Consider the following 25,173-nt stretch of genomic DNA (forward strand, 5'->3'; position numbering starts at 1 on the left):
GGGTTAAGACGCAACGTTTTAAACCCCTTTTGGTTTGAAAGACTCAACTCAACTTCTTTTCCCTTCAAAGATTTCGTATTTATTAAAGTTACACTCCAACGCTCCGTTGAAAAGCTCTTGTTTACTCGTGGGTTTTAATCCAATGTATTTCATGCTTTCTTTGGCTGAGCTTATAATCCAGGCTTCATTTCCGCAGTAATGATGCTTTAGGCGTTCTCCGATCATTTGGTACAAACTATCCAAATTTTCGCTTTTTAAACGCTCTCCATAGGGCGGATTGGTAATGATGGTGCCATTGTGCATTTCAATGGGCAAATCCTTAAAATCAGCTACCGCAAATTTGATTTTGTTAAAAACCAATGCCCGTCGAGCATTTGTTTGTGCGTTTAAGAGATTGCCTGCCGATATATCCGAAGCATATATAGTATAGCGGAACTCTCGCTTCTCTGAAGGCTCAGTAATTTTGTCCCATAAAAGCTGGTCGTAATCGTTCCAGTTCTGAAAAGCAAATTCTTTTCTGAATTTAGCCGCCGGAATATTTTGGGCAATCATGGCTGCTTCAATTGCAATGGTTCCCGACCCACACATCGGATCCATAAAATCTGAATTTCCGTACCAGCCCGCCAACATAATCATTCCGGCTGCCAGTACTTCATTCAAAGGAGCATCTCCCTGCTTTATGCGGTATCCCCTTTTGTGCAGTGATTCACCCGAACTATCTAGTGAGATGGTACAGGTATTCTGAAAAATATGAACATTAATGATCAGGTCAGGATTATCTGTATCAACATTGGGACGTTTTCCCTGTTTTTCGCGAAAATAATCGGCAATGGCATCTTTAACTTTGAGGGAGGTAAACATTGAGTTACGGAAATCCCTGGAGTTGACCACCACACTGTCGATGGAAAAAGTATCTTCAAGTCCGAGATGCTTCGACCAGTCGATATTTTTACACTTCAGGTAAAACTGGTCTACATTTTTGAACTGAAAATGATCAATCTCTTTTAATACTTTTAAGGCCGTTCGCAAGTAGTAATTGGAACGATAGATCATTTCAAGATCACCTTCGTAAAAAACAGCTCGTTTGCCGCGGTGCACATTTTTCCCGCCCAGACGTTTTACCTCTTTGGCCAGTACATCTTCCAGCCCTGCAAAAGTTTTTGCAATCAGTTTATAATCTTTCAATATTTTGAGTTTATCAAATACCGGCTCCGTCGGTAAATGTTGATTCTTTTGGTCTTTTTTGAATAATACGTGAATTGGGGGGCAAATCGTTGGTCACCCATACATTTCCTCCGATTACTGACCCTTTCCCAATGGTTACCCGGCCAAGTATCGTAGCTCCGGCGTAGATTACCACATCGTCTTCCACGATCGGGTGGCGCGGTATACCTTTTATTGGGTTTCCATTTTCATCAAGCGGAAAGCTTTTGGCACCCAGAGTTACTCCCTGGTATATTTTTACATTGCTTCCGATAATACAGGTAGAGCCAATTACAACACCAGTTCCATGGTCGATGGTAAAACTTTCCCCGATCTGCGCCCGGGGATGGATGTCGATCCCGGTTTCGCTGTGCGCCATTTCCGCTATAATGCGTGGCAAGAGCGGCACCTGTAATTGTAACAGTCTGTGTGCAAATCGGTAGTTGGTGATGGCCCGTATGCCGGGATAACTAAAAATGACTTCTCCGTAATTTTTTGCAGCCGGATCGTTTAGAAAAGTTGCTTCAACGTCGGTTACCAACTGGCGCCTCATTTCGGGCAGAAATTCGATCAGGTCAATGGCGTCTTGTTCTGCTTTTGAACGGTGTCGTTCTACTTTGCTAATGGTTGTTTCTTCACATTCGAAACACATGCTGGCAAGAATTTCACCGCTTAGTAATTCGTAAAGTTCATCCACATAAACTCCCATGTAGTGTTTGGTCGTTCCTCCCCGCAGGGTTGTATTTCCAAAATACCCGGGAAACAGGATTTCCCGAACCAGTTCAATAATCCGGGCAATGTTTTTATTCGAAGGCAGTGGTTCTCCTTTGAGATGTTCGTGGCAAACCAGTTTGTAAGACTCGGGTTCACTCAGTTTATCAATGGTGTTCTGCAATCGGTTTTCGAATTCCTGTGTTGTCATAATTTTTAGTCTAATGCAAAGCTAAGCAGTATCGCTTAACAAATTACATTAAAAACGATTTATTGAATGTTTTGTTGATAAAGGTTAAAGTATCCTGTCGATTAATGAGATGGCAGTTTGTACTCTTATTCCGTTCATGCCCTGAATGATTTTGTAGGGGAAGCCATATTTTTCGATTTCACTGATATATTTTTCCTGTAGGCGTTCGCGGTTCTCTCCTCCGTTTTCACGAACAGGATCTGAGACCCAGGGAAGGTCTGTGTCGCAGACAAGAAAAAGATCAATTTCTGTGTTTCTTAATTCGTTTTCAATCCAGTGGGGAACCCTGCCAAAAACGACTTCGAACCATACTTTTGTAATGAGTAGCCAGGTATCCAGAAAAATGACCTGGAAGTCGGAGTTGATGAGATCATTGTATTGTTCTACCTGTTTTTGTGCAATGTACTCAACATCTTCAAAGGTGTATTTTCTATCCAGGTTCTGAACGTAGTCACGTGCATATTCCGGAATAAACGGCGCTCCGTAATGTTCGGATAATGCCCGGGCCAGGTTGCTTTTTCCCGTAGATTCGGCTCCAGTAATGGCTATTATTTTAGGACGTTGCTTCAACTCGTTTCAATAAATCTTTCTTCCATGCAAAATAACCATAAATGGCCATAAACGTGTATATCAAAAACAAGATGACAGTGGCCCATAAACCTTTGTATACATAGAGGCCTGCCGAAACTGCATCCACAAAAATCCAGATCAGCCAATGCTCAATGTATTTTTTTGCCAGCATCCAGGTGGCGACGATACTCAACGCTGTTGTTAACGAATCCATGTATGGAACATCCGAATCCGTAAAATTTTTGAGGATAAACAGGATAAGTGCGTACAAAACAACCGATGCTGCTACCAGCAGGTATCTTAGTTTTGGGGCAGTGAGCCTGACAGGAACTTGCGTGTCGGCATCCGTTTTTTTACCTTTCAACCAGAAATACCAGCCATACAAGCTTATAACCACGTAGTACACCTGTAGTCCCATGTCGGCGTATAATTTTGCGTCAAAAAATACGATAACGTACAGAAAAGAGGAAATCAGTCCGGTGGGCCAGGTGAAGATATTCTGGCGGATCGAAAAGAAGATATATATCATACCAAGAATGGCTCCCAGCACCTCTATTGGGTTTTCTGAAAGCCATTCCAGAATTGTTTCGGTCATAAAAAATTATTCGTTGGTTACCAGTAAGCCCTCGTATTCTTTTTTATCGTCGAGTACTTCCAGTGCCTTACTTATTTCAGCATCATCCTCGTTGAGAACTTTGTACATGTCGTTACGCGAATACACATCGCGGGCGATAAAAGCCTTTAATTCTTGCTTCAAATTGTCTTTTGTAAAAGCAATGCTTTCATCGTTTCTTTCCACGCCTTCTTTTTCTCCCCGGCTTACAATCTCTTCCACCGCATCATCACCAATGGTAAAATTCCGGTTGAACTGATCAAATTCCGGATAGTCTTTTTTCAGCTGATCGCGGTTTGTATCAATAAAATCGAGGACGTAGTTGAAAACCACATTTTTTCTTCTCAACTGGTTCAGATAAATATAGTTGTGTGAAGTATCAAGCGGAACAAAAATATCGGGCATTACACCGCCTCCTCCGTAAACACTTCGGCCATTCACCAGTGTTTTGTGTTTTAAAGAAGTATCGAAATGAATGCTGTCGGCATTAAACATTTCTCCGTTGCTCATCCGGTTGGCGTAATCTTTTCGGTATTCGCTCACACCATCTTCATACGGTTTCTGAATACAGCGGCCACTTGGTGTATAATAATGGGCGGTTGTAAGCCGAACCATCGATCCGTCAGTCAGGAAAAACGGTTTTTGTACAAGCCCTTTTCCAAACGAACGACGTCCAATTATAATTCCACGGTCCCAGTCCTGAACAGCACCGGATACAATTTCACTTGCCGAGGCTGATCCTTCGTCTACCAAAACAACCAGCTTTCCGGTTTCAAACAAACCTTTGGCCGATGCATCGTAATCCCGTTTGGGATCGTTCCTGCCGCTTGTGTATACAATCAACTTATTGTTGTCAAGAAACTGGTCCGAAATTTCAATCGCGGTTTTTAAATAGCCTCCGCCGTTGCCACGCAGGTCAAGCACCAGGTTTTCAATCCCCTGTTGTTTCAGGTCTTTCATGGCATCCACAAACTCGTCGTTGGTAGTTGCCGAAAACCTGCTCAGTTTTATGTAGCCTGTGTTTTTATTCAGCATGTAAGAGGCATCGAGGCTGTAGATCGGAATTTTATCGCGGATGATGGTAAAAGCCAACAGGTCTTTTTCCGATTTGCGCGAAACCTTCAGATTTACCTCCGTGCCTTTATCTCCCCGAAGCATGTCAAAAACATCGGAGTTTTTAAGCCCGATACCTGCAACGTTTTTACCATCCACTTCCACAATCCGGTCGCCGGCACGTAAGCCAACTTTTTCGGAAGGGCCTCCGGCAATGGTGGTTGTAACCAGCAAAGTATCTTTGAAAATGTTAAACGATATGCCGATACCTTCAAAATTCCCTTTTAAAGGTTCGTTCATCTTCTCCACTTCTTCTTTTGAAATATAGGTAGAATGCGGGTCCAGTTCACTCAGGACATGAACAACGGCATCTTCTGTCAGTTTTTCGACATTGGCCGAATCAACATAATAACCGTCAATCAACCGAAGCAAGCGGCCAAATTTCAGCTGGCTTTGCTGAACGTTTTCCTGTGCGGAAAGCTGCGCAAAAGGCCATGCCAGAAAAAAAGCTAAAAGCACCCTTAGCCCGAAGTTGGACGTTCTGTTAAATTTCGAAACTTTCATAGTCTTTTTGTTAATGTAACCCGGTAAGCTGCCAAATATTGCTTCAGGCAACCAATATCAAAAGCCTAACAACTATTCCCATTCAATTGTTGCCGGCGGTTTGGAACTAATGTCGTATACTACTCGGTTAATTCCCCGCACCTTGTTAATGATCTCGTTCGACATTTTTGCCAGGAAATCATAGGGGAGGTGCACCCAGTCTGCCGTCATTCCATCGGTAGAAGTTACCGCCCGCAATGCTACGGTATTTTCATAGGTTCTTTCGTCGCCCATTACGCCTACCGACTGCACGGGGAGTAGCATTACCCCTGCCTGCCAAACATCATCGTACAATCCCCATTTTTTCAGACCGTTGATAAAAATGGCATCAGCTTCCTGGAGGATTCTTACTTTATCGGGAGTTACATCGCCCAAAATTCGGATGCCAAGCCCCGGACCCGGGAAAGGATGGCGTCCCAGTAATTCCTGTTTAATCTGAAGGGCTTGCCCTACACGACGAACTTCGTCTTTGAAAAGCAGTTTCAACGGTTCCACTACTTTCAGTTTCATTTTCTCAGGCAAACCACCCACGTTGTGGTGCGATTTAATGGTGGCTGATGGGCCGTTTACCGAAACCGATTCAATAACATCGGGGTAAATAGTGCCTTGTGCGAGCCACTTCACATCTTGTATTTTGTGCGCTTCTTCATCAAAAACTTCAATAAAGTTGCGGCCAATAATCTTTCTTTTTTGTTCCGGATCAGTTACTCCGGCCAGGTCGTCCCAAAATTTCTGACGGGCATTAACGCCAATCACATTCAATCCCATGTCTTTGTATGAATGCAAAACATCTTCAAATTCATTTTTACGAAGAAGTCCGTTGTCCACAAAAATACAGGTCAGGTTTTTACCGATTGCCTTGTTTAGCAGCACCCCGGCAACCGACGAATCAACTCCTCCCGAAAGGCCTAACACTACTTTGTCGTTACCCAGCTGTGCCTTTAATTCATTCACGGTAGTTTCCACAAACGAATCAGGTGTCCAGTTTTGCTCGCATCCGCAAATGTCGGAAACAAAATTTTGCAGCAGCTGTTTGCCTTCGGTGGTGTGGTAAACCTCGGGGTGAAACTGAATAGCCCACGTGCGTTCATCGTCTACTTTGTAGGCGGCATAATTAACATCTTCGGTCGATGCAATTACCTTGTAGTTTTTCGGAAGTTTTACAATGGTATCTCCATGCGACATCCACACTTGCGTATGAAGTCCGATATTCTTGAAAAGCTCACTGTCGTGGTCAATGTACCCCAGGTTGGCACGTCCGTATTCCCTTGAATCCGATGGAGCCACTTCTCCGCCATAAAAATGAGCCAGGTATTGTGCGCCGTAGCAAATCCCAAGAACAGGCAAAGTTCCTTTGATTTTCGAGAGGTCGGGTCGGGGCGCATCTTCGTCTCTTACCGAATAAGGACTACCTGAAAGAATCACGCCTTTCACGCTTTCGTCGATCTCAGGATAGTGATTAAAAGGATGGATTTCACAATAAACATTCAACTCACGGACCTTTCTTCCGATCAATTGCGTGTACTGCGACCCAAAGTCTAGAATTAGAATCTTTTCCTGCATGAAAATTTTACTTTTGATTGTGAATGCACAAAAGTAAGAATATCGCCAGAAAACCTGGCCAATTGTTGGTTAAAAAGAAGTACATGTTAACAACCCTGCCAGAAAGTAAGGTTTCAGTAACGGGCTTAAAATTAATTTCAAATTAAAACGTTAGAATTTTGTGTTGGGTATTATTTGTTAATTTTGGTCCAAAATTTAAGCGCTTATCAATGAGGGTTATTCTGAAATTTATTGTTGTTTTCCTGTTGGTTGTTTTTGAATTGCCGCTAAACGCCCAGAGTCTGAAGAAGAATGAGGTAGTGGTAATCAGTGGCGAAAAATTCGTTGTACACCAGATCGAAACAGGTGAAACCATTTTTTCTCTGACGCAAAAATTCAAGGTTAGCAGGGAAGAGTTGGAGAAGTACAATCCAAAGTTGACAGAAGGTCCGAAGATTGGCGATGTCATAAAAATTCCTTACCGCGAAGATGCAGATGTGTCGGCAAAATCGGGACAGGAGCGGGGGAAACCGTCTGGATTTTTAACGCACAAGGTAAAATCGAAAAATGAAACGGCCTATTTTATTGCCCGTCAGTATGGAATTTCGGTAGAGGAATTGTATGCTCATAACCCGGGGGTAACTACCATCAAAAAAGGGTTGAAGCTGCAAATTCCTTTTTGGAATGAAAAAGCTCCTGTGGCAGAGACTCCAAAAGTACCGGTGGCAGAAAAGAAAGAGGAAGTAAAAATCCAGCCGCAACCTTTGCCTGCGGGAACATTAACACACCAGGTGGTTTCAGGTGAAACCGTGTATTCCATTGCAAAAAAATACGGTGTGAGCGAGGCGGAAATTCTAGCGTTGAATCCGGCTGCCAAAAACCTGAAAGCGGGTGCGAAGCTATCAATCCCTGTAACGAAGAAAGAAACAGCGATTGTTCCGGTAGAAAAACCAAAGGAAGAATTTTCAGGAAAATATTTTGAACACATCATCGAGTCGGGAGAAACACTTTGGGGAACTGCCCGGAAATACGATGTGACAGAAAATGAATTAAAAACACTCAATCCGATTCTGAATACCGACTTTCCGGCCGGTGCAGTGATTCGTGTGCCGGTTAAAGAAACGGAGATCGAGCAAACCGAGGCCAGGCCTTTGAACGAAGAGGCTTTTGATAAACACGATGTTAAGAAAGGGGAAACATTGTATGGTGTTTCAAAGGAATTTGATGTAAGTATATATGAATTAAAAAAATACAACCCGGTGTTGGAGCACCGTAACCTGGTGGAAGGCGAAACGATCCTGATACCGCACAAAACAGAGGAAGCAGCGGTAACACAACCCGAAACTGAATCAGTATCCGAAACTGTAGTGTCACCTGAAGCGGCTCTGCCGGATGAAAAATACTTTGCCGTAGATGCGACCATGGAAATTCCTGAGTTTTGCAAACCACAATTAAGGGAATTTTCATCCGAAACTTTTGACGTGGCACTTTTCCTTCCCTTGTTTTTGGAAGCCAACGATACGCTGAACCGGGAAGAAGCCATTCCCGACTCCATGATTTTTCTGGCTGATATTAACGGTCATTCTCCGAACAATCAGCATTTGCTGGAAGTGATGGCAAGTCAGGATACCACCATTGAAGTGGAGCGAAAACCGATGTTTAAGAAGTTTTACCGGAGCAGCGAAAACTTTGTGCAGTTTTATGAGGGAGTTTTGATGGCGCTCGATCATTTGCAGCAGACCGGGCTAAACGTTCGCCTGCATGTTTTCGACACCGAACAACGTATGGATGCGGTCCGAAAGTTTATTTTTACTGACGAGTTTTTACAGACCGACCTGATTATTGGCCCGATTTATCCGGAAGTGCAAAAGGAAGTGGCTGAAATAGCCGCCAAAAACCGTATTCCGCTGGTGTCACCGCTGGCTGCGCAATCCGGGTTGCTGAGTTCCAATCCGTATTATTACCAGGTAAACCCAACCCGCGATTACCTGACACAGCAAACGGCAGACATGGTGGCGGAAGAATACCACAACAGTAATTTTATTATTCTGAAAACACAGGAATATGCCGGCACGCCCGAAGGGAAAATGGTGGATATGCTCCAGGAAAAGTTTTTTAACTCAGGTTTTATGAGTGAACGGGACGGGGTGAATTTTACCATCTATGACTTTCAACGGGAAGGCGCTTTTGGTTTACGCCGGATTATGTCGACCACCAAGGAAAACGTCATTTACATACCTTCATCCGACGAAGGAATACTTAGCATTTCCATTTCGAACCTGAATAACCTTGCCAGCGATTATTCGATGACGCTGATTGGCACCCATCGTTACCCAAGCTATCAAAGTATTCAGATTGATCATTTTCATAATCTGAAACTTAAATACCTGGCTCCATACTGGACCGATTATAGGTCGCCAAAAACGATTCGTTTTGTCAGCGATTTCAAGACCGCGTTTGCTACTGAACCCGATAATTTTGGATTCCAGGGATACGATGTTACTACCTATTTTGTAAAGGCTTTGGCAGAATTAGGTCGTGATTTTGGCGAATGCCTCCCGTATTTTCATGTCGATCTGATTCAGGGTAATTATCACTTCGATAAATATTCCAAGTTTGGCGGATACATGAACCAGGGCGTATCGGTTATTTCCTATACCCGAAATTACGAGGTAAAACGCGAACGGGTAAAAGGGCAACCGCGGTTGGTGGCTGAGATTTCTGAATAAGCAACAATTATTAAAAGAAAAAAGAAGGCATCCCAAAAGTTGCAAGAACCCGGTTCACGCAAAGAAGCAAAAGAAGCGCAAAGGGCACAAAATGCTGAATGTCAAATTCTGTTTTTGCATTCTTTTGTACAACGCTTTGCGGACTTTGCGTGAATTATTTTGATGCCTGGGTGCAATTATTTCTTGTAAAAGAATTTTCCGGTAAGCAAAAGACTGGCAAAAACTACTGCGGCAAACAGCAAGCTGCTGAAAGCTATCTGCATTCCTCCGGAGAGAACATGTCCGCTGGTACATCCGCCTGCCATTCGGGCTCCAAAAATCAGTAAAAAGCCGCCTGCAAACGCCCAAAAGGCACGCTGTGTTTTTGAAGTGCCTTTGTATTTTTCCCAGTTTTCATACACCAGGCGAAATTCAAATTTCTTCTGCAACAACGATCCGATCAGCCCGGCCAAAAATGCCCCGGATAAAAAGATCAGTTCCCAGTTTCCCGGTTTTTGAATCTTGGTGAAATATTCGTTTTGAGTGAGTCCGGCTAAAGCATCGCCTACATACGGATAAGTGGTGGAAGCTCCAATGGGGCGGTCGGAAGCAAACTTCGAGAATACGATCACGTTTAAAACCGCCAACGCAATTCCAGCTACGAGCCAGCGGTAGTTGTTCGACTTTTCCGCTTTGTTCAAAACAAAGGCAACTCCGATAAACAAGGCTCCAATCAGGAAAACCAGCAGATAAAAAGCCAGGTTGCTGTCTAGCGCCGTTCTGAGTGAAAAAGAACCCAGGTTGGGACCCAGTATTCCTTGCAGGGAAGGAAGCACCAGGGTGTAAACAACGCCGGCCAGAATGCCTCCGATAATTCCAAGCAGTGCATCAAGCGATCCTTCTCCCAACGAAATAGCGAGCGTTCCGGGGCAATATCCCAGAATGGCCATGCCGACTCCAAAAAGAATGCCTCCGAAAACCAATCCTCCCAAAATCAGTGGTTTTACATGGTACGAAGCCATGCCAGCTCCGATTTCGATGTTGATAAGAATGGCCCCTAAACCAACAGCTACGGCAATGGCTTTGGCAACCGTTAAATTGTCGAGGGTGGCCATGCCACTAATGACGTTAAATTTGTTGAGGCTGGCGTACTGAAGTGTAAGCCCAAACAGAAATCCTAAAAACAGTGTAAGTACAATCATGGTATTGAATTTTTACAAAGGTTTTCGGTCGTGTTGTCAGAATTGAAAGCCTAAAGGTAATGGATGATTTTTGATATAAAGCACATTCCGGAAACTGATTGCGATTGTTTCCTGCTCAAGGATGACCTTTTCTTGTATGAAGTTTCCTTTTTCAATCCAACCTAAAAATCGGAAAAAAGAAGCAGGTTACTCTTAATCCCTGTAACGCTTCAGAATATCTCCGTAGGCATCAATACGACGGTCGCGAAAGAAAGGCCATATTCTGCGAACATCTTCGGTGCGCGCTTTATCTATTTCAACCACTTCGGATTGTTCGTATTCCGCCGAAAAACGACGGATAAATTCTCCCTGGGGGCCGGCCACAAAAGAGTTGCCCCAGAAAGTGATGCCTTTGCCCACGCCCGAAGGATCGGATTCAAAACCGGTGCGGTTAACGCTGATCACGGGCAAACCGTTGGCCACAGCATGTCCGCGTTGCGAAATGATCCAGGCATCCAGCTGACGTGCTTTTTCTTCCTGTGTATCCGATGGGTCCCAGCCAATGGCCGTTGGGTAGATCAATAGTTCTGCTCCTGCCAGCGCCATCAGGCGGGCAGCTTCGGGGTACCACTGATCCCAGCAAACCAATAATCCGAGTTTGCCTACCGATGTGTGGATCGGGTTAAAACCCAGATCGCCCGGCGTGAAATAGAATTTTTCGTAAAAAGCAGGGTCGTCCGGAATGTGCATTTTCCGATACTTACCGGCTATAGAACCGTCTTTTTCGAAAACAACAGCGGTGTTGTGGTACAAGCCGGCGGCCCGTTTTTCAAACAGCGAAGTGACGAGCACAACGCCCGCTTCTTTGGCTGCCTGCGCAAAAATTTCGGAATCGGGCCCGGGAATTGGTTCGGCCAGGTCAAAGAGGTTCACATCCTCTGTCTGGCAGAAATACAAGCTGGCGTGTAATTCTTGTAAAACCACAATCTCAGCACCCATTGAAGCACATTTTTTTATTTCTTCAATACTTTTCTGAATGTTACTTGTCTTATTCCCTGAACATTCCTGCTGAACGATTCCAACTTTTATTTTGCTCATGATTTCTTACTTTTTACAATTCAATACTACTGCTTGGGGATATTGCATAGTTACGCAATGCAACGATCCGTGCTGTTCGATCAATACCCGGCAATTTACCTGAATAATTTCTCTTTCGGGAAAAACTTTTGTCAATATTTCAATTGCTTCATCGTCTTGCGAAACGCCATAAACCGGTAACAACACGGCCCCGTTTATAATGGTAAAGTTGGCGTATGTGGCCGGCAAACGGTTGCCTTCACTGTCAAAACAACTATCGGGGAAGGGGAGTTCAACCAAATCATAGGGTTTCCCTTCAGCGTTGGTAAAGTGTTGCAGCTGTTCTTTCATTTGCTGCAAAGCTTCGTAATGTTCGTCATCCGGATTGTTGCAGCCAACATAAGCGATTGTATTCTCGTCGCAAAAGCGGGCCAGCGTGTCGATGTGCGAATCGGTGTCGTCACCAGCCAGGTATCCGTGGTCGAGCCAAAGCACTTTTTGCGCTCCTAAATGTTGTTTCAGGAACGTTTCAATTTCTGCTTTAGAAAACTGCGGATTTCGGTTTTTCTCCATCAGGCATTCTGTTGTAGTCAGAATTGTTCCTTTACCATCGCTTTCGATAGAACCGCCTTCCAGCACAAAATCGAAACTCTCCAATTCGCTGTTTTGAATCAGGTTTTGTTCAAACAGTTTTCGGGTAATCTGATTATCAAGTCCGGCCTCGAATTTTTTACCCCAGCCGTTGAAAATATAGTCCTGCGCTACCGCTCCGCCGTTGGTTAAAACAGTAATACCACCGTGGTCGCGCGCCCAGGTATCGTTTGACGGAACCTCGGCAAAATGAATGTTTGTACAATCCGGGAAATAGGCTTTTACCTGGGCTACACTGTCGCAAACCACCAACACCGGCTGAAAATGGGCTGCCGCTTCGATAATGTTTACAAAACATTCAGATGCTTTGTGCAAAAGGTATTCCCAGTCGCTGTTGGCATGTGGAAAAGTAAGCTGCAAAAAAGACTGCGGCTCCCATTCGGCAGGAAAGCGACGATCGTATGTTGATGTATTGCTCATGTATTCTTTAAACTAACTTCCGGGGGCAAAAATAGTATGAAATACATAATATTTTAATGATGTCTCCAATTTCTTGGTAGGCTATCTTTTTGTCTTACGTAGATTTTAAAATTGTCTTAATTTTAGAAACTAAATCAAAATTCCGAACTCATGATAAAAAGTGTGGTTTTCCTGCTGGGTGTATTTTTATTTGTTAGTTGCAGTCAACACCGGCCGCAAAAATTGGTGCAGGTTTCCACTATCGATGCTTTGTTGCAGGGAGTTTATGACGGGAATACCAGTTTGCAGACACTTGGTAAATATGGAGATTTTGGCATTGGTACTTTTAACGGCCTGGATGGGGAAATGATTCTGCTTGACGGGCATTTTTACCAAATAAAAGCCGACGGTAAAATTTATCATCCCGAGTCTGATGTTCAAACGCCTTTTGCATCAGTAACTAATTTTGAACCGGGGAAAGAATACCCGTTGAATAAGCTTTCATATTCCGGACTGAAAGCGACCATAGACAGTTTGGCCCCAAGCCCCAATTTGTTTTATGCGATCAAACTGAAGGGAACTTTTGAAAAGGTAAAAACGCGGAGTGTGCCCATGCAAAGAAAGCCGTATCCTCCATTGGTTGAAGTGACCGAAAATCAACCTGAATTTGAAACTGTCAACGTTTCAGGAACCTTGGTTGGTTTTTACTGTCCTCCGTATGTTACCGGGTTGAATGTTCCGGGGTATCATCTGCATTTTTTGTCAGACGATAAGAACTTTGGCGGACACTTGCTCGCATTCGAACTAAAAAGCGGACAACTGCAAATTGATCAGATTAATGAGTTCTCCCTGAAGATTCCTACCGAAGGACATTTTCTAAAAACTTCGCTTGACGAGGATCTGAGTGAGGAACTGCAAAAGGCGGAAGGAGAATAGGTTTTCAATGAAAATACGTTTTTTCACGATTTGAATCAAAATCTACTCGAATGTTTCAGTATTCAAGTATTGTCAAAAAAAAGGGTCCAACCGACGTTGAACCCCTTTAGTGCATTATTCTAATTTATTTTATCCTTCAAATTCTTTAAAAGTCTTTTTGATAATTTCGATGGCTTCCATCATTTGCTCTTCCGTGATCACCAGCGGCGGTGTAAAACGGATAATGTGCTCGTGAGTTGGTTTGGCAAGCAGGCCGTTTTCTTTCATTGCCAGGCAAACATCCCATGCCGATTTGCCGTTGGTCGGTTTAATCGCAATGGCATTCAGCAAGCCTTTTCCCCGAACGATTTCAATCATTTCCGATTTAATTGCTTTCATTTCGGCGCGGAATATCTTACCCAGACGTTCCGAATTTTCCACCAGTTTTTCGTCTTGTAATACATCAAGGGCGGCCATGGCTACCTTAGCGGCCATCGGGTTTCCTCCATAGGTACTGCCGTGCTCTCCGGGTTTAATGGTAAGCATAATTTCGTTGTCGGCCAGTACACACGAAACCGGGTACAAACCGCCAGAAACGGCTTTTCCCAGCACCAGAATATCGGGACGAACACCTTCGTGATCGCACGCCAGCATTTTCCCGGTACGCGCCAAACCGGTTTGCACCTCGTCGGCAACAAAAAGCACGTTGTATTTTTTACACAGTTCCGACGCTTTTTTCAGGTAGCCGTCTTCGGGAACATAAACGCCTGCTTCTGCCTGAATCGGTTCTACCAGGAATCCGGCTACGTTTGGATCTTTCAGCTCTGCTTCGAGTCTTTCCAGATCGTTGTACGGAATGTTGACAAAGCCCGGCGTGTAAGGTCCGTAATGTTGGTAGGCATCGGGATCAGACGACATGGAAATAATGGTGATCGTTCTTCCGTGGAAGTTTCCGTCGCATACTACAATTTTAGCTTCATTGGTAGGAATGCCTTTTACTTTGTATGCCCATTTGCGGATGAGTTTTAAAGCGGTTTCGTCGGCTTCGGCTCCCGAGTTCATCGGCAGCATTTTATCGTAGCCAAACAATTTGGTCATGTATTCTTCCCAATCGCCAAGTACGTTGTTGTAAAAAGCGCGTGAGGTAAGAGCCAGCGTTTGTGCCTGGTCGGTAAGGGCTTTTACTATTTTGGGGTGACAATGACCCTGGTTAACGGCTGAATAGGCCGCCAGGAAATCAAAATACTTTTTTCCTTCCACATCCCAAACAAATACTCCTTCGCCTTTAGCTAAAACCACGGGTAGCGGGTGATAATTATGTGCGCCAAACTTGTCTTCTTTGGCCATGTAATCTTTCGAGGTCAGTGTAGTCATTTAAATTGTTTTAAGTTTATGCAGAAATACGATTTTTACCCCGAAAAAGCAACCAAAACTCCGTGTTAAAGAGCAGTGAGAAATATCAGGTTCGGAAGATTTTTCACAAGGTTTTTAGATGAATGCAAGCGTTGCAAGGTTTTGGAATGAGGCGATTCCATTTTTTTATCGCTACTGTCCAATAAATATTTCGTCCTTTTCCTGCCGGAGGGCTAAAGATGTGCAGAAAGTCTCAGTGTAACTCTGTGATGAAAAATCAAGTGGCTTAACCACCGGGAGTCACAGCGGAAATCATTGAGAGGACAATGAGTAAAGTCCGTCAGATAAGCCAAGGATTGAGAAAAAAATATCATAAATCCCAGCATCGCATCTTTGATGGATTTTGGCAGAGAAGAAACTGTTCAAAGGTTTTATTTCCAGAAACGGATGAGCAACACTTCAGCAAGAATAAAAAACAGTGCCAGCAGGATGCAAAGCTTCCAAAGTTGTTTGCCATTCTGAATCTCGCTCAGTACTTCCGAAAAATTACGGTCTACTGCACGCACCAAAGTGGCATTGTTCAGTTGGTTCTCTTCCAGGTTCGATTCAATTTCGTCGGCAGTGAAGTAGCGCAGGTCCGATTCTTTGCGGTCGAAGTTAAAAGCCATGGAAGCAACAGCCACACCATCATTTTCGATCAGGTAATGTCCGTCGCCTGTTATCTGGTCTCCAAAATCGATGCGCATGCCTTGTCCCGATGCAGTGACGGTTGGTATAATTTTATCCTGGTTTTTCCGGTTTACAATTTCAACCGAAGCATTCAGATCGAGATTGATGTTTCGCGGAAGGTAGTAAAAAGTATTTTGCCCAACGGTAAACGAAATTTCCTGTTTGGGGAGGCTGTTCAGAACCATGTTGTAAAGCGTGGGTACAAACAAAATATCGTGCGCAAAAGCTTCGTTTTCGTTGTTTAACGGGAAACTGAAAATCCAGGCTTTTCCGTTTTCGATGTTTAGCTGCGACAAAGCTTTGTCTCCGTTTTGGAAAGCCAGCAGGTTTTGTTCGTCGGAACGGGTGGCCGATTCAAAACGGAGGTGGCCTTTAATCTTTGGAAGTATGGGATTTTGCTCCCGCTTTTTGAAAACATCGCTGTAGAAAGTATTCTCAAACTCGATGCGCGAGATTTCCTGCGTGGTGGAATCTGTTCCGGTAATCCGGTTGGCATTAAAACGCGAAAGGAAATTATTGAGCAGCGCCGGATTCGATTTTAATTCGGGAAACAGAACCACGGATGCACCGTTTTTGACCACGGTTTCCAGTTCGTTTAAAAAACCGCTGGAGAAATTCTCTGTGTTCACCAGGAAAATGGTATTAAATTCATTCAAGCGGTTAACCTGTAAACTCTGCTCATTCATTTTCTCCAGAATAACATAGTCGTCGTTGGCAAACAAAGCCTCCAGGTAAGCCAGACCTTCCTGTGACGTTTTCGAGTTGCTGAAAATGGCCAGTGCTTTCAGGTTGCGTTCTACCTGGTAGCTGATGTACCAGTTGTTGTCGTGCGTAAACGGGTAGTCGCTTATTTCAATCCGCCCCAGCTGCAGTCCGCTGGTGTTGTTGGTATATTTCAGGCTGGCCACAATGTCGTTTTGTGCTTCCACGGTAAAGTTGGTGATCGACTTGAGTGAGTCGTTCAGGTAAAGTTTCAATGGCAGGTTTTGGTAGTGCTGGTTGGAGCTGTTTTTAATCCGAACCATCACGTTTTCTTCCTGCCCCAGCCTGTGAGCGGGAACTTCCACCCAGCACGAATCGATGTAAAGATTAGCCACTTCGTTCGGAACCAGCGGAAGATAGTAACTGAAAATGCTTTTGTCCGAAAAATTCCCGAAGTCGCTAACCGGGCGCTGGAAATCGGAAATAAAATACAGGTTTTTATCTGATTTCGATCCATCCGCATTTTGTTCTTCCGAAAAGCGATTGTAAACGAGCGAAAAGGGAACAACATTGGGTGACGGCTGAACTTCGGAAACTTCGCGGATAAATTGCTCGCGGTTTAAATCGTGCTGATGTTTGGGTTTTAAGTCGTTGGTAAACAGTCTGAATTTTGTGCCGGCCGGGTAAGCCAGACAAATATCCAGTGCTTTGTTGCGGGCCACTTCCAGCAGCTGTCCCTGTTCTGAAAGCGCATTCATACTAAACGAATTATCGATGTAAATTGCCACCGTTTGCCGAATCTGTTTTTGAGTGTCCCTGTTGGCCGGAATGTATGGCTGGGCAAAAGCAAAAACCAGGAAAATGATGGCCAAAATGCGCGCGGCAAGGATGAGCAATTGTTTGAGCCGTGATTTCTTTTTTGATTCCTTTTTGATGTCTTTCAGGAAATCGACATTGCTGAAATACACCGTTTTGTGTCTTTTAAAACTAAAAAGGTGAATGATGACCGGAATAGCGATGGCCAGCAATGCGAACAGAAAGGATGGAAACAAAAATCTCATATACAAGTGATATTCAGAAGTCGGAGGGCCGAAGTCTGAGGTTTATGTATTTATTATTCGTTCTCAAAAATAGCGATTTCTTTTTCTCCGCTTGATTTTAAATAGCCACGGAACATGCCACTGGTATTAAACTCCATGGCAATGTTTCCCTGCTTGTCAACTCCTATAACACCACCAGTGCCCCTCATGTTGGTGAGTTTATTGATTTCTTCGCGGCAGGCGGTCTGCAAATCCAGGTTTTTGTATTCCATTAAGGCCGAAATATCGCGGGCAAATCCCAGCCGGATGTAATATTCTCCGTGCCCCGTGCAGGAAACCGCACAGGTATTGTTGTTGGCATACGTTCCGGCGCCAATAACAGGAGAGTCGCCAATACGCCCGTAGCGCTTGTTGGTCATGCCGCCGGTGGAAGTTCCTGCACACAGGTTTCCGTAGCTGTCGAGAACCACACAACCAACAGTGCCGGTATTGTCTTTACCGGTTCTTTCCCGTTCCTTTTTTAGTAATTGCTGAAGCGACTGGTAGCGGCTTTCAGTATAGAAATAGGTATTGGGAACGATTTCGAGGCCCTGTTCTTTGGCAAACTGCGAAGCTCCCGGGCCGCTTAGCATCACATGTTCTGAATGTTCCATAACGGCTCGGGCCGCGTTAATCGGATTCTTAATGTCACGAACTCCGGCAACCGCTCCTGCATTCAGTGTGCGACCTTCCATAATGGAAGCATCCAGTTCGTTAACTCCTTCGTGGGTAAAAACAGCGCCCTTTCCGGCATTAAACAACGGAGAATCTTCCATTATGTTAATGACCTTTACAACAACATCAGTTGCAGTTGCTCCTTCAGCAAGCATTTTGTTCCCGAGCTCCAGTGCTTCGTTCAACTTGGCTTTATACTCGCTGCGTGCCGTTTCATTTATAAGTTCTTTCGACATTACACCGGCGCCACCGTGAATGACGACCGTATATTTTTTTTGCGATTGACCTGATAGTGATAAAATCAGAAAGGCGAAAAATAAAACCGTACTAAGTCTCATCTTAATTTGATTAATGATTTACAAAAATGACATAATAATGCCGATAATAAAATAAATCATTATCGAATTTATAAGTCCTGAGTACTACGTTTTACAATGCTGAATGTAGACTAATTCCGGATCTGCCGGAGTTAGTCAATTATATGTCGGTGTTCATCCGATTCAATAATATGTACTTTTACCAGAAAAAATAATAAAAGCAAAACAACTGCAATAGATGTAAAAACAATTCCCTTGTACACTGTCATATTATCTGATGCCATTGGAAAAAACACCACAGCCGAAATACAACAAAGTAAGATTATCACAACTGTCCAACTACGATTCCTGTTACTTTTCATCCCTTTTTTAAATCCCTTTTTATGGTTATTCAAAACATTAGAAATAACCATTGATTAATAACATCCTGTTTGTGTCAAGACGATTACAAAGATTTTGTCATCTTTCCGATAGAAAATAAAAACTGTCCCTTAAGCAACAATATACAATAAATTGTAAATACGGCGCAAGACAGTTGGCGGTATTGTTTATTAATCAGTGAGTTTATTAACAATTGAAATACGCAGGCTTTCTGCGGTTGATGGCTGTTTTGCGAGCTTTTGTGTTTTGTAAACACTTATTGGTAGTGGATAAATGTAGTCTCGAAGGGGGGCGGAATGTATCTTCATTGTGCTAGTTCCCATTATCTTGAGGAGACAGAACTAGTTTTATAGGGAGGTTGTTTGAGGGATCTTTGTTTTGGGAATAATGTTTTACTTTCAGCTATTCCTCTTCCTTTATCTGAGTCATTCCCGGTACCAGCTTTACTCTTTTGGTTGATGAGGTATAAATCTCGAGCATTTCATCGTCTTCGCTTTCGGGGGTGTTGCTAAAATACAGGTGGTAGTTGGCATCAACCGGAACCATTACTTTGCAGCCAAGCATGGGCGGTATTCGTATGTCCATAAAATCGCAATAGTTATCCTCATCCCAGTAAACATCAGTCAGCATATTAATGTACATGGTATCTGCAGAGATATTCAGAAGCTTTATTTTTTTGAATTGCTGATCAGAGAACTCGTAAGTAACTTCAGTATCAAGTGCAGCTCCTACAATGGAACTGGTAAGAGTGGCTCCGATATCGAAAACAACATTGGCCGATCGTGATTGCCGTAATTCCTTTTGTCTTTTGAGGCTTAGCGGGTCATGAAAATATTTTGGAGCGGCGCAGGCTTGCAAAAGAACCAGTGAGGTAAGACTTAGGATATGGATTAGTCGCTTTTTCATACTATTAAAATTGTTTTATTCAAAGGCATAGTATGGAACTCGCATGTCCCGATAGCTATTGGGATTAATCGTCCTCTCGGATGCGAATATTTTAGATGCTCGTTTCATTGAGATAGATTCTCATTTGGCTTTTGGTTCGACAAACAATTTTCGTGCCTGCAATTTCGTTCCCGCAATAAAAATAAATTAACTTGTATTGTGAGTATACTGAACGAAATAACCTTTCGTTATTTACTATATTGAACTCAAAAAAACAGAAACATGAAACGTATTTTTTTTATTTTTTCACTGGTGCTTTGTTCTGTTATCGGACATGCACAGCCGATATTCGATTTGGGACTCAAGGCGGGGCTGAATAATTCAAAAGTCAGTCTGGATATAAATGATTACAGCGAAGAGTCGATCACAAAAATGCACTGGGGAGCATTTGCCCGGGTAGGAGTGGGTAAAGTTTATGTTCAACCCGAAGTGTATTTTACGCGGAAAGGCGGTGAATTTAAGGATGTTGGAGAGATGGCTGCTGAATTTAATTACAAGTCGGTGGATGTTCCGGTTTTACTGGGGGTTAAACTATTGGATGCCAAAGCGGTGGATCTGCGGGTAATGGCTGGCCCTGTATTTAGTTTTGTAACCGACAACGACGCAGATAAATTTAACTTTTTGGAAGAACAGTATTTCAAAGATCGTTATACCGCTCTTCAGTATGGAGTAGGTGTAGATGTATTGTTTCTCTCGCTGGATTTTAGAATGGAGCACGCGAACAAGGTTTATAATTCACCGGAATTGGAGGCCAAAAACCGCACGTTTATGGTCACGCTCGGGTTTAAAATATTGTAGACAACTATAATTCTTCAGAAGAGGCTTCACCTGTGTGAGGCCTTTTTTGTTGCTCTTCTGCCGGAAGCAGGGCTTTTCCCGTTTTCTGTTTTTTGGGGAACCAGGTGCGCGGATCTAACTGCTTCCTGTATTTCGAAAACAACTCTTTTCCAACCAGCAATCCTCCCAGCCAGAAAACTATTTCCATCAGAACAAGGCTGGTGGTAGTGGCAATTACTTTGGTTTTGGTGGAGAATTCCAAAAATGGAATCACAAATGTAGCAGCAAAAAATACACCCGAGAAAACCATCAGGAAAATACCCAGTTTGATTCGTTTGTTTTGCGAAATTCCCATGCCTTGTTTTTTTACAAGGTAATACTTTCCATCAATACGTCATAAGCATTGGGACCTTCATTAAAAAGCAGGTCGAGAATACTCAGGTTGGGAACAAAATCGAACTTTTCACTAAAAACCTGTATGTAAGGCTTTGGATGAAAGGCATCGTCCAACGTCTCTTTGACTTTGGGCGAAATTGCCTGACGGAAGTTTAAGGTGTTTTCCGGAACCTTTTCAAAATCTTCGGTCAGCTTTAGTTTGTTTTCCACTTCCATAAAACCGCATAGCATTTCATGAATCTGCATGTTATGGTCCATCAGGAAGCGGCTTTTCTTTTCAAAGAAGGGCAGAAGTTCGTCCTGGTAATATTCGAAATAAGGCGAAGAATTGTAGGCCGAAACAATGGTTTGCCACTGGTTTCTTTGCCATTCTGTATCGTAGGATATTTCGAGGTCTTTGATAAGCGTTTTGGGGCCGCGCCCTTTTACCACGGGCAATACCAGCGACACCGGTCCGTTGCCGGCCAGAATAACACAGCGGTTGCGGTAGGTTTGTTTGGTAAAGTTTTCGTATTGTTCGAGGTACACTTCCGGATGATGAAGGTAGCGAGCATAGTAATGCACTGGCCCAAAATAGGCGGTGCTGAGCAAAAGCGGCATTTTCATTCTTAATCTCTAAAAAATTTATGGCTGTCATCGTCGTCATTTAGTTCAATTCCTTCCGGATCAGATATTTCCGGTGAACTCTCTTTGGACGGATGATTTAAGTCGTGTTGCTGAAGATCGTCGTTTGCCCTAAGCACCTTTTTATACTCGCGCCTGGCTTTCCAAAGCTTCGGGTAAAAATAAAGGGTGGCCAGCAAATAGCCCAGAATAAGACATCCAAGGATGACAAGCACAAAGGGGGCATTGGCTATTTCCCAAAAGAAAAGATGAACGGTGACACCGACCGAGTTCTGAAGTGTGAATATCACGAGCAGAACGGCCAGGATAATAATTACAACGACAAGTGCACTCATGACAAAATGTTTTTATAAATGTAAAAAAGGATAGCGTACCGGCTATCCTTTTTTGCGAATATTTTTATTACTGATGGTCTCAGTGGTTTTCGGTGAACTTTACTTCACAACACTAAACATTCTTTTCAGGCGAATGTTGGCCGGGAAACCTTTGTCTTTGTCCAGCGAAAGCCAGATAAACTTAGCTTTACCAACCACATGGTCTTCCGGAACAAAGCCCCAGTAGCGCGAGTCTGCCGAATTGTGGCGGTTGTCACCCATCATCCAGTAGTAATCCATTTTGAAGGTATAGCTGGTGGCTGCTTCTCCGTTGATTTTGATTTGCGTACCGTTTACTTCCAGTTCATTGTTTTCGTACACGGCAATAATTCGTTGGTACAAAGGCAGGTTGTCAACCGTTAAGTTAACGGTAGCACCTTTTGCCGGAATGGTTATCGGGCCAAAGTTGTCTACGTTCCACGGGAATCTTGAATCGGAAGGGAAAATCGCAGGTTCCCATTTGCCCGGTTCTTCCAGTACTTTGGTTACTGCTTTTACATTGGCAAATGTCTTCATTTCTTCGGCAGTGCTTTCGGTAAGCGGGAAGAAATAGCGCTGGCTGGAGAAAACTCCGCGATCGGCTTCCGAAATATTAAGCCTCTCAAGCGCTTTGGGGTTGATGGATGTTCCGTTGGTTTCAACCACATAATCGAACTGAATGCCCGGAAAGTCTTTCTGTGTTTTTCCGTTGACATACAGCTGGCCTTTGGTTATTTTAATTTCGTCGCCCGGAATACCCACACACCGTTTAATATAGTTTTCGCGTTTATCAACCGGCCGCGAAACAATTTCACCAAAATTCCTTTTGTCGCTCCAAACGCGTGCTCTTCCGTTTTCCCTGATCAGCTGGTAGTAACTTGCATTGGGAATTCCCAAAGCTACCGTGTCGCCTTCGGGGAAGTGGAAAACCACCACATCATCGTTTTTAATTTCGCCAAAACCGGCCAAACGTTTGTACGGACGTTGAATAAGTTCGGAATAGGATTTTCCGCCAACAACCGGCATCGTGTTGTGAACAAAAGGAAAAGACAGCGGCGTATTGGGAGTTTTTGGCCCGTATGCTGTTTTGCTTACAAACAGGTAATCGCCCACCAGCATCGATTTTTCCATGGATGATGTTGGAATGGTGTAGGCTTCGATAAAAAACATCCGGATGAAAGTAGCCGCAATTACCGCAAAAATAATGGCATCTACCCATTCAACCACTTTGGTTTGTTTGCCGTTGGGCGGATTTTTCTTTTTCCAGAATGCCCAATGTACTTTTTGGGTAACGTAAATATCAAAAATGATGGCAAGCCCGATAAACCATAAATAACTGCCTAGCCAAATTACCCACAATGAATACAGGAGTCCTACGGTAAGGAACTTAAACCATTTGTTGCTTAGTATTGAACGTATCATCCGATCTTGAATTATAGATTTAGTAAGTCTTTCATGTTAAGAATGCCTTTGTGGTCGAGGCAATATTCGGCAGCCAGAACGGCACCAAATGCAAATCCTTTGCGGCTTTTGGCACTGTGTGTTATTTCAATGAAATCGATGTCCGACTCATACCTCACTGTATGAATTCCGGGGACTTGCCCTTCGCGTTCCGACTTAATGTTTAGCTCATTTTTGGCCGGTATAGCATCGTTTACCCAAGTATCTTTTCCGGGGAGAATATTCAGCATATCATCTGCCAGGCTGATGGCGGTTCCACTTGGGGCATCCAGTTTCTGAGTGTGGTGCACTTCGGTCATTTCCACATCGTATTCGCTCCGGGGAGCCATTAGTTCAGCCAGTTTTTTGTTGAGTTCGAAGAACAGGTTAACACCTACCGAAAAGTTACTTCCATAAAAGAAGGTTCCGTTTTTCTCGGTACATTCGCGGTAAACCTGCTCCTTTTTGTCGAGCCATCCGGTGGTTCCGCTAACTACCGGTATTCCGGCATCGAAGCACAGCGAGTAATTTGCGGTAGCCGAAGCAGGTATGGTAAACTCGATGGCAACATCGCACGCTTTAAGGTTTTCAACCGTAAGGTCCTGCTGGTTGCTGATGTCTATTTTTAAGCCTATTTCGTGGCCACGTTCCAGGGCAATTTTTTCAATTTCCTGTCCCATTTTTCCGTAGCCTATAAGAGCGATCTTCATTTTTATTCTGATTTGAGAAGGTGAGCATAAAGCGATGTATAAAAACAACTGTCAGAACTTTTTACTCACAAGCGTTTTAATATTTTCAGTTTATATCGTCGACAGAACCATATTAAAACCGGTACCAGGCATTATTGTTTTACCACAAAATCTTTATTTCTTACCACCGCATCTAAAAGTATGGCCGTCTGAATCAAGGCACAAAGATATAATATTACTCAAATCTACCCAGTAAGCGCCCAAACTTAAAATTATTTCGACCAACGCGTGAAAGCACCGGATAAATGAAGCTCCACAAATGAGAAAGATGTTTTCGCGGCTCATCTTATTTTGGCTACTTTTACACCTCAATTTTGAAAGCATGAGAAACATTAAATTGGTGGCAACAGATCTCGACGGGACATTTCTCCGAAACGACCGGACAATTAGTGAACCGAACCTGGAGGCACTGAGAAAACTGGGTGAACGTAACATTATCAGGGTAGCGGCTACCGGACGTAATTTAAATAAGGTAAAAGAAGTTTTAAACGATGAAGTGCCTTTCGACTATGTTGTTTTTTCGTCGGGGGCTGGCATTTACCAATGGAATAAAAAGGAACATCTTTTTGCACAGAACCTGAGTAAAACTTCTTCGGAAAAGCTGCTGCATGCATTTATCAGCCGGGGGCTGAATTTTCATGCTTTTTACCCGGTGCCTGAAAATCACAATCATTATTTCTTCAGAGGCACCGAACCTTGCGAAGAGTTTGAACGCTATTTCAACTTTAACCGGTTTTATGCCAGCGAACTTGATCCGGCTCAGCTTCCGCAAACCGAGCTTTGCCAATTTTTGGTCATTATTAAGGAGAATGAAGACGATTTTGAAAAGCTAAAAGCCGAGATAGAGAGCCTGTGCCCCGAAATTAGGGTCATTCGTTCGTCGTCGCCCATTACGCCCGGATACATTTGGATCGAAGTATTTCATCATTCGGTTTCAAAAGGGAATGGTGTACATGAAGTTTGTAAACTTACCGGTGTTGGCGCCGATGAAACCATGGGGATTGGAAACGACTACAACGACTTTGATCTGCTCGATTTCACGCGGCATTCCTTTCTTACCGATAATTCACCCAAGGCGATTCAGCACAAATATCCGCTGGTGCCCAGCAACGAAAATGACGCTTTTGCTGTTTCTGTTCAGCGTTTACTCGAATAAAAAATTGTAATTTCTCCCCCC

22 protein-coding genes are annotated in these 25,173 nt (G+C 43.6%); 4 read left to right on the forward strand and 18 right to left on the reverse strand.

What is annotated here, in order from left to right:
• Positions 1-48: 48 nt before the first annotated feature.
• The 6 genes from D1614_RS16375 to guaA all read right to left on the reverse strand — a co-directional run bounded on the left by D1614_RS16375 (position 49) and on the right by guaA (position 6,566).
• Positions 49-1,185: a THUMP domain-containing class I SAM-dependent RNA methyltransferase gene (locus D1614_RS16375; protein WP_119439047.1), complete on the reverse strand. Its 1,137-nt coding sequence runs from the start codon at positions 1,183-1,185 to the stop codon at positions 49-51.
• 13 nt (positions 1,186-1,198) lie between these two features.
• The gene (gene epsC, locus D1614_RS16380; protein WP_119439048.1) at positions 1,199-2,125 is read right to left on the reverse strand and encodes a serine O-acetyltransferase EpsC; all 927 of its coding nucleotides are present in this window, start codon (positions 2,123-2,125) and stop codon (positions 1,199-1,201) included.
• An 84-nt stretch (positions 2,126-2,209) separates the two neighbouring features.
• The gene (locus tag D1614_RS16385; protein ID WP_119439049.1) at positions 2,210-2,734 is read right to left on the reverse strand and encodes an AAA family ATPase; all 525 of its coding nucleotides are present in this window, start codon (positions 2,732-2,734) and stop codon (positions 2,210-2,212) included.
• The gene (gene pnuC / locus D1614_RS16390) at positions 2,718-3,329 is read right to left on the reverse strand and encodes a nicotinamide riboside transporter PnuC (protein WP_119439050.1); all 612 of its coding nucleotides are present in this window, start codon (positions 3,327-3,329) and stop codon (positions 2,718-2,720) included. The genes D1614_RS16385 and pnuC overlap by 17 nt, the downstream gene beginning before the upstream one ends.
• Positions 3,330-3,335: 6 nt before the next feature.
• Complete coding sequence (locus D1614_RS16395) at positions 3,336-4,964, reverse strand: S41 family peptidase (protein ID WP_119439051.1); 1,629 nt, start codon at positions 4,962-4,964, stop codon at positions 3,336-3,338.
• Between the two features lie 72 nt (positions 4,965-5,036).
• Positions 5,037-6,566: a glutamine-hydrolyzing GMP synthase gene (guaA, locus tag D1614_RS16400; protein WP_119439052.1), complete on the reverse strand. Its 1,530-nt coding sequence runs from the start codon at positions 6,564-6,566 to the stop codon at positions 5,037-5,039.
• A gap of 209 nt (positions 6,567-6,775) precedes the next feature.
• Here guaA and D1614_RS16405 point away from each other — a divergent pair, with 209 nt between their 5' ends.
• On the forward strand, positions 6,776-9,274 hold the full coding sequence (locus D1614_RS16405) for a LysM peptidoglycan-binding domain-containing protein (protein ID WP_119439053.1): 2,499 nt from the start codon (positions 6,776-6,778) through the stop codon (positions 9,272-9,274).
• A 176-nt stretch (positions 9,275-9,450) separates the two neighbouring features.
• Here D1614_RS16405 and D1614_RS16410 read toward each other — a convergent pair whose 3' ends face one another.
• The 3 genes from D1614_RS16410 to D1614_RS16420 all read right to left on the reverse strand — a co-directional run bounded on the left by D1614_RS16410 (position 9,451) and on the right by D1614_RS16420 (position 12,582).
• Positions 9,451-10,455 (reverse strand): YeeE/YedE thiosulfate transporter family protein, encoded by a 1,005-nt coding sequence (locus tag D1614_RS16410; protein WP_119439054.1) that lies wholly within the window; start codon positions 10,453-10,455, stop codon positions 9,451-9,453.
• A gap of 192 nt (positions 10,456-10,647) precedes the next feature.
• Positions 10,648-11,532: a carbon-nitrogen hydrolase gene (locus D1614_RS16415; RefSeq protein ID WP_119439055.1), complete on the reverse strand. Its 885-nt coding sequence runs from the start codon at positions 11,530-11,532 to the stop codon at positions 10,648-10,650.
• Between the two features lie 6 nt (positions 11,533-11,538).
• Positions 11,539-12,582 (reverse strand): agmatine deiminase family protein, encoded by a 1,044-nt coding sequence (locus D1614_RS16420; RefSeq protein ID WP_119439056.1) that lies wholly within the window; start codon positions 12,580-12,582, stop codon positions 11,539-11,541.
• A gap of 150 nt (positions 12,583-12,732) precedes the next feature.
• Here D1614_RS16420 and budA point away from each other — a divergent pair, with 150 nt between their 5' ends.
• Entirely contained in the window at positions 12,733-13,497 is a 765-nt protein-coding gene (gene budA, locus D1614_RS16425) for an acetolactate decarboxylase (protein ID WP_119439057.1), read from the forward strand.
• A 129-nt stretch (positions 13,498-13,626) separates the two neighbouring features.
• Here the strand turns inward: budA and rocD are convergent, their stop codons facing one another.
• From rocD to D1614_RS16445, 4 genes are all read right to left on the reverse strand, one after another.
• Complete coding sequence (rocD, locus tag D1614_RS16430; RefSeq protein WP_119439058.1) at positions 13,627-14,850, reverse strand: ornithine--oxo-acid transaminase; 1,224 nt, start codon at positions 14,848-14,850, stop codon at positions 13,627-13,629.
• 410 nt (positions 14,851-15,260) lie between these two features.
• Positions 15,261-17,321: a BatA domain-containing protein gene (locus tag D1614_RS16435; RefSeq protein WP_119439059.1), complete on the reverse strand. Its 2,061-nt coding sequence runs from the start codon at positions 17,319-17,321 to the stop codon at positions 15,261-15,263.
• Between the two features lie 53 nt (positions 17,322-17,374).
• Entirely contained in the window at positions 17,375-18,352 is a 978-nt protein-coding gene (locus tag D1614_RS16440; RefSeq protein WP_119439060.1) for an isoaspartyl peptidase/L-asparaginase family protein, read from the reverse strand.
• Positions 18,353-19,114: 762 nt separating this feature from the next.
• Positions 19,115-19,618 carry a hypothetical protein gene (locus D1614_RS16445; protein ID WP_119439061.1) on the reverse strand — a complete coding sequence of 168 codons (504 nt, stop codon included), beginning with the start codon at positions 19,616-19,618 and terminating at the stop codon, positions 19,115-19,117.
• A 261-nt stretch (positions 19,619-19,879) separates the two neighbouring features.
• On the opposite strand from D1614_RS16445, the gene D1614_RS16450 reads away from it, so the two are divergent.
• A complete protein-coding gene (locus tag D1614_RS16450) occupies positions 19,880-20,455 on the forward strand; it encodes a porin family protein (RefSeq protein WP_119439062.1) in 576 nt (191 codons plus the stop codon).
• 4 nt (positions 20,456-20,459) lie between these two features.
• On the opposite strand, the gene D1614_RS16455 is transcribed toward D1614_RS16450, so the two are convergent.
• The 5 genes from D1614_RS16455 to dapB all read right to left on the reverse strand — a co-directional run bounded on the left by D1614_RS16455 (position 20,460) and on the right by dapB (position 23,957).
• Complete coding sequence (locus D1614_RS16455; protein WP_119439063.1) at positions 20,460-20,789, reverse strand: transporter suffix domain-containing protein; 330 nt, start codon at positions 20,787-20,789, stop codon at positions 20,460-20,462.
• An 11-nt stretch (positions 20,790-20,800) separates the two neighbouring features.
• Positions 20,801-21,436 (reverse strand): WbqC family protein, encoded by a 636-nt coding sequence (locus tag D1614_RS16460; RefSeq protein ID WP_206610053.1) that lies wholly within the window; start codon positions 21,434-21,436, stop codon positions 20,801-20,803.
• 2 nt (positions 21,437-21,438) lie between these two features.
• Positions 21,439-21,789 (reverse strand): LapA family protein, encoded by a 351-nt coding sequence (locus D1614_RS16465; RefSeq protein WP_119439064.1) that lies wholly within the window; start codon positions 21,787-21,789, stop codon positions 21,439-21,441.
• Positions 21,790-21,888: 99 nt separating this feature from the next.
• On the reverse strand, positions 21,889-23,229 hold the full coding sequence (lepB, locus tag D1614_RS16470; RefSeq protein ID WP_119439065.1) for a signal peptidase I: 1,341 nt from the start codon (positions 23,227-23,229) through the stop codon (positions 21,889-21,891).
• A gap of 11 nt (positions 23,230-23,240) precedes the next feature.
• On the reverse strand, positions 23,241-23,957 hold the full coding sequence (gene dapB, locus D1614_RS16475) for a 4-hydroxy-tetrahydrodipicolinate reductase (protein ID WP_119439066.1): 717 nt from the start codon (positions 23,955-23,957) through the stop codon (positions 23,241-23,243).
• Positions 23,958-24,318: 361 nt separating this feature from the next.
• On the opposite strand from dapB, the gene D1614_RS16480 reads away from it, so the two are divergent.
• The gene (locus tag D1614_RS16480) at positions 24,319-25,152 is read left to right on the forward strand and encodes an HAD-IIB family hydrolase (RefSeq protein ID WP_162304538.1); all 834 of its coding nucleotides are present in this window, start codon (positions 24,319-24,321) and stop codon (positions 25,150-25,152) included.
• The last annotated feature ends 21 nt before the right edge of the window (positions 25,153-25,173 follow it).

The organism is Maribellus luteus, from assembly GCF_003576475.1.
In the GTDB taxonomy this organism is placed as follows: Bacteria; Bacteroidota; Bacteroidia; order Bacteroidales; family Prolixibacteraceae; genus Draconibacterium; species Draconibacterium luteum.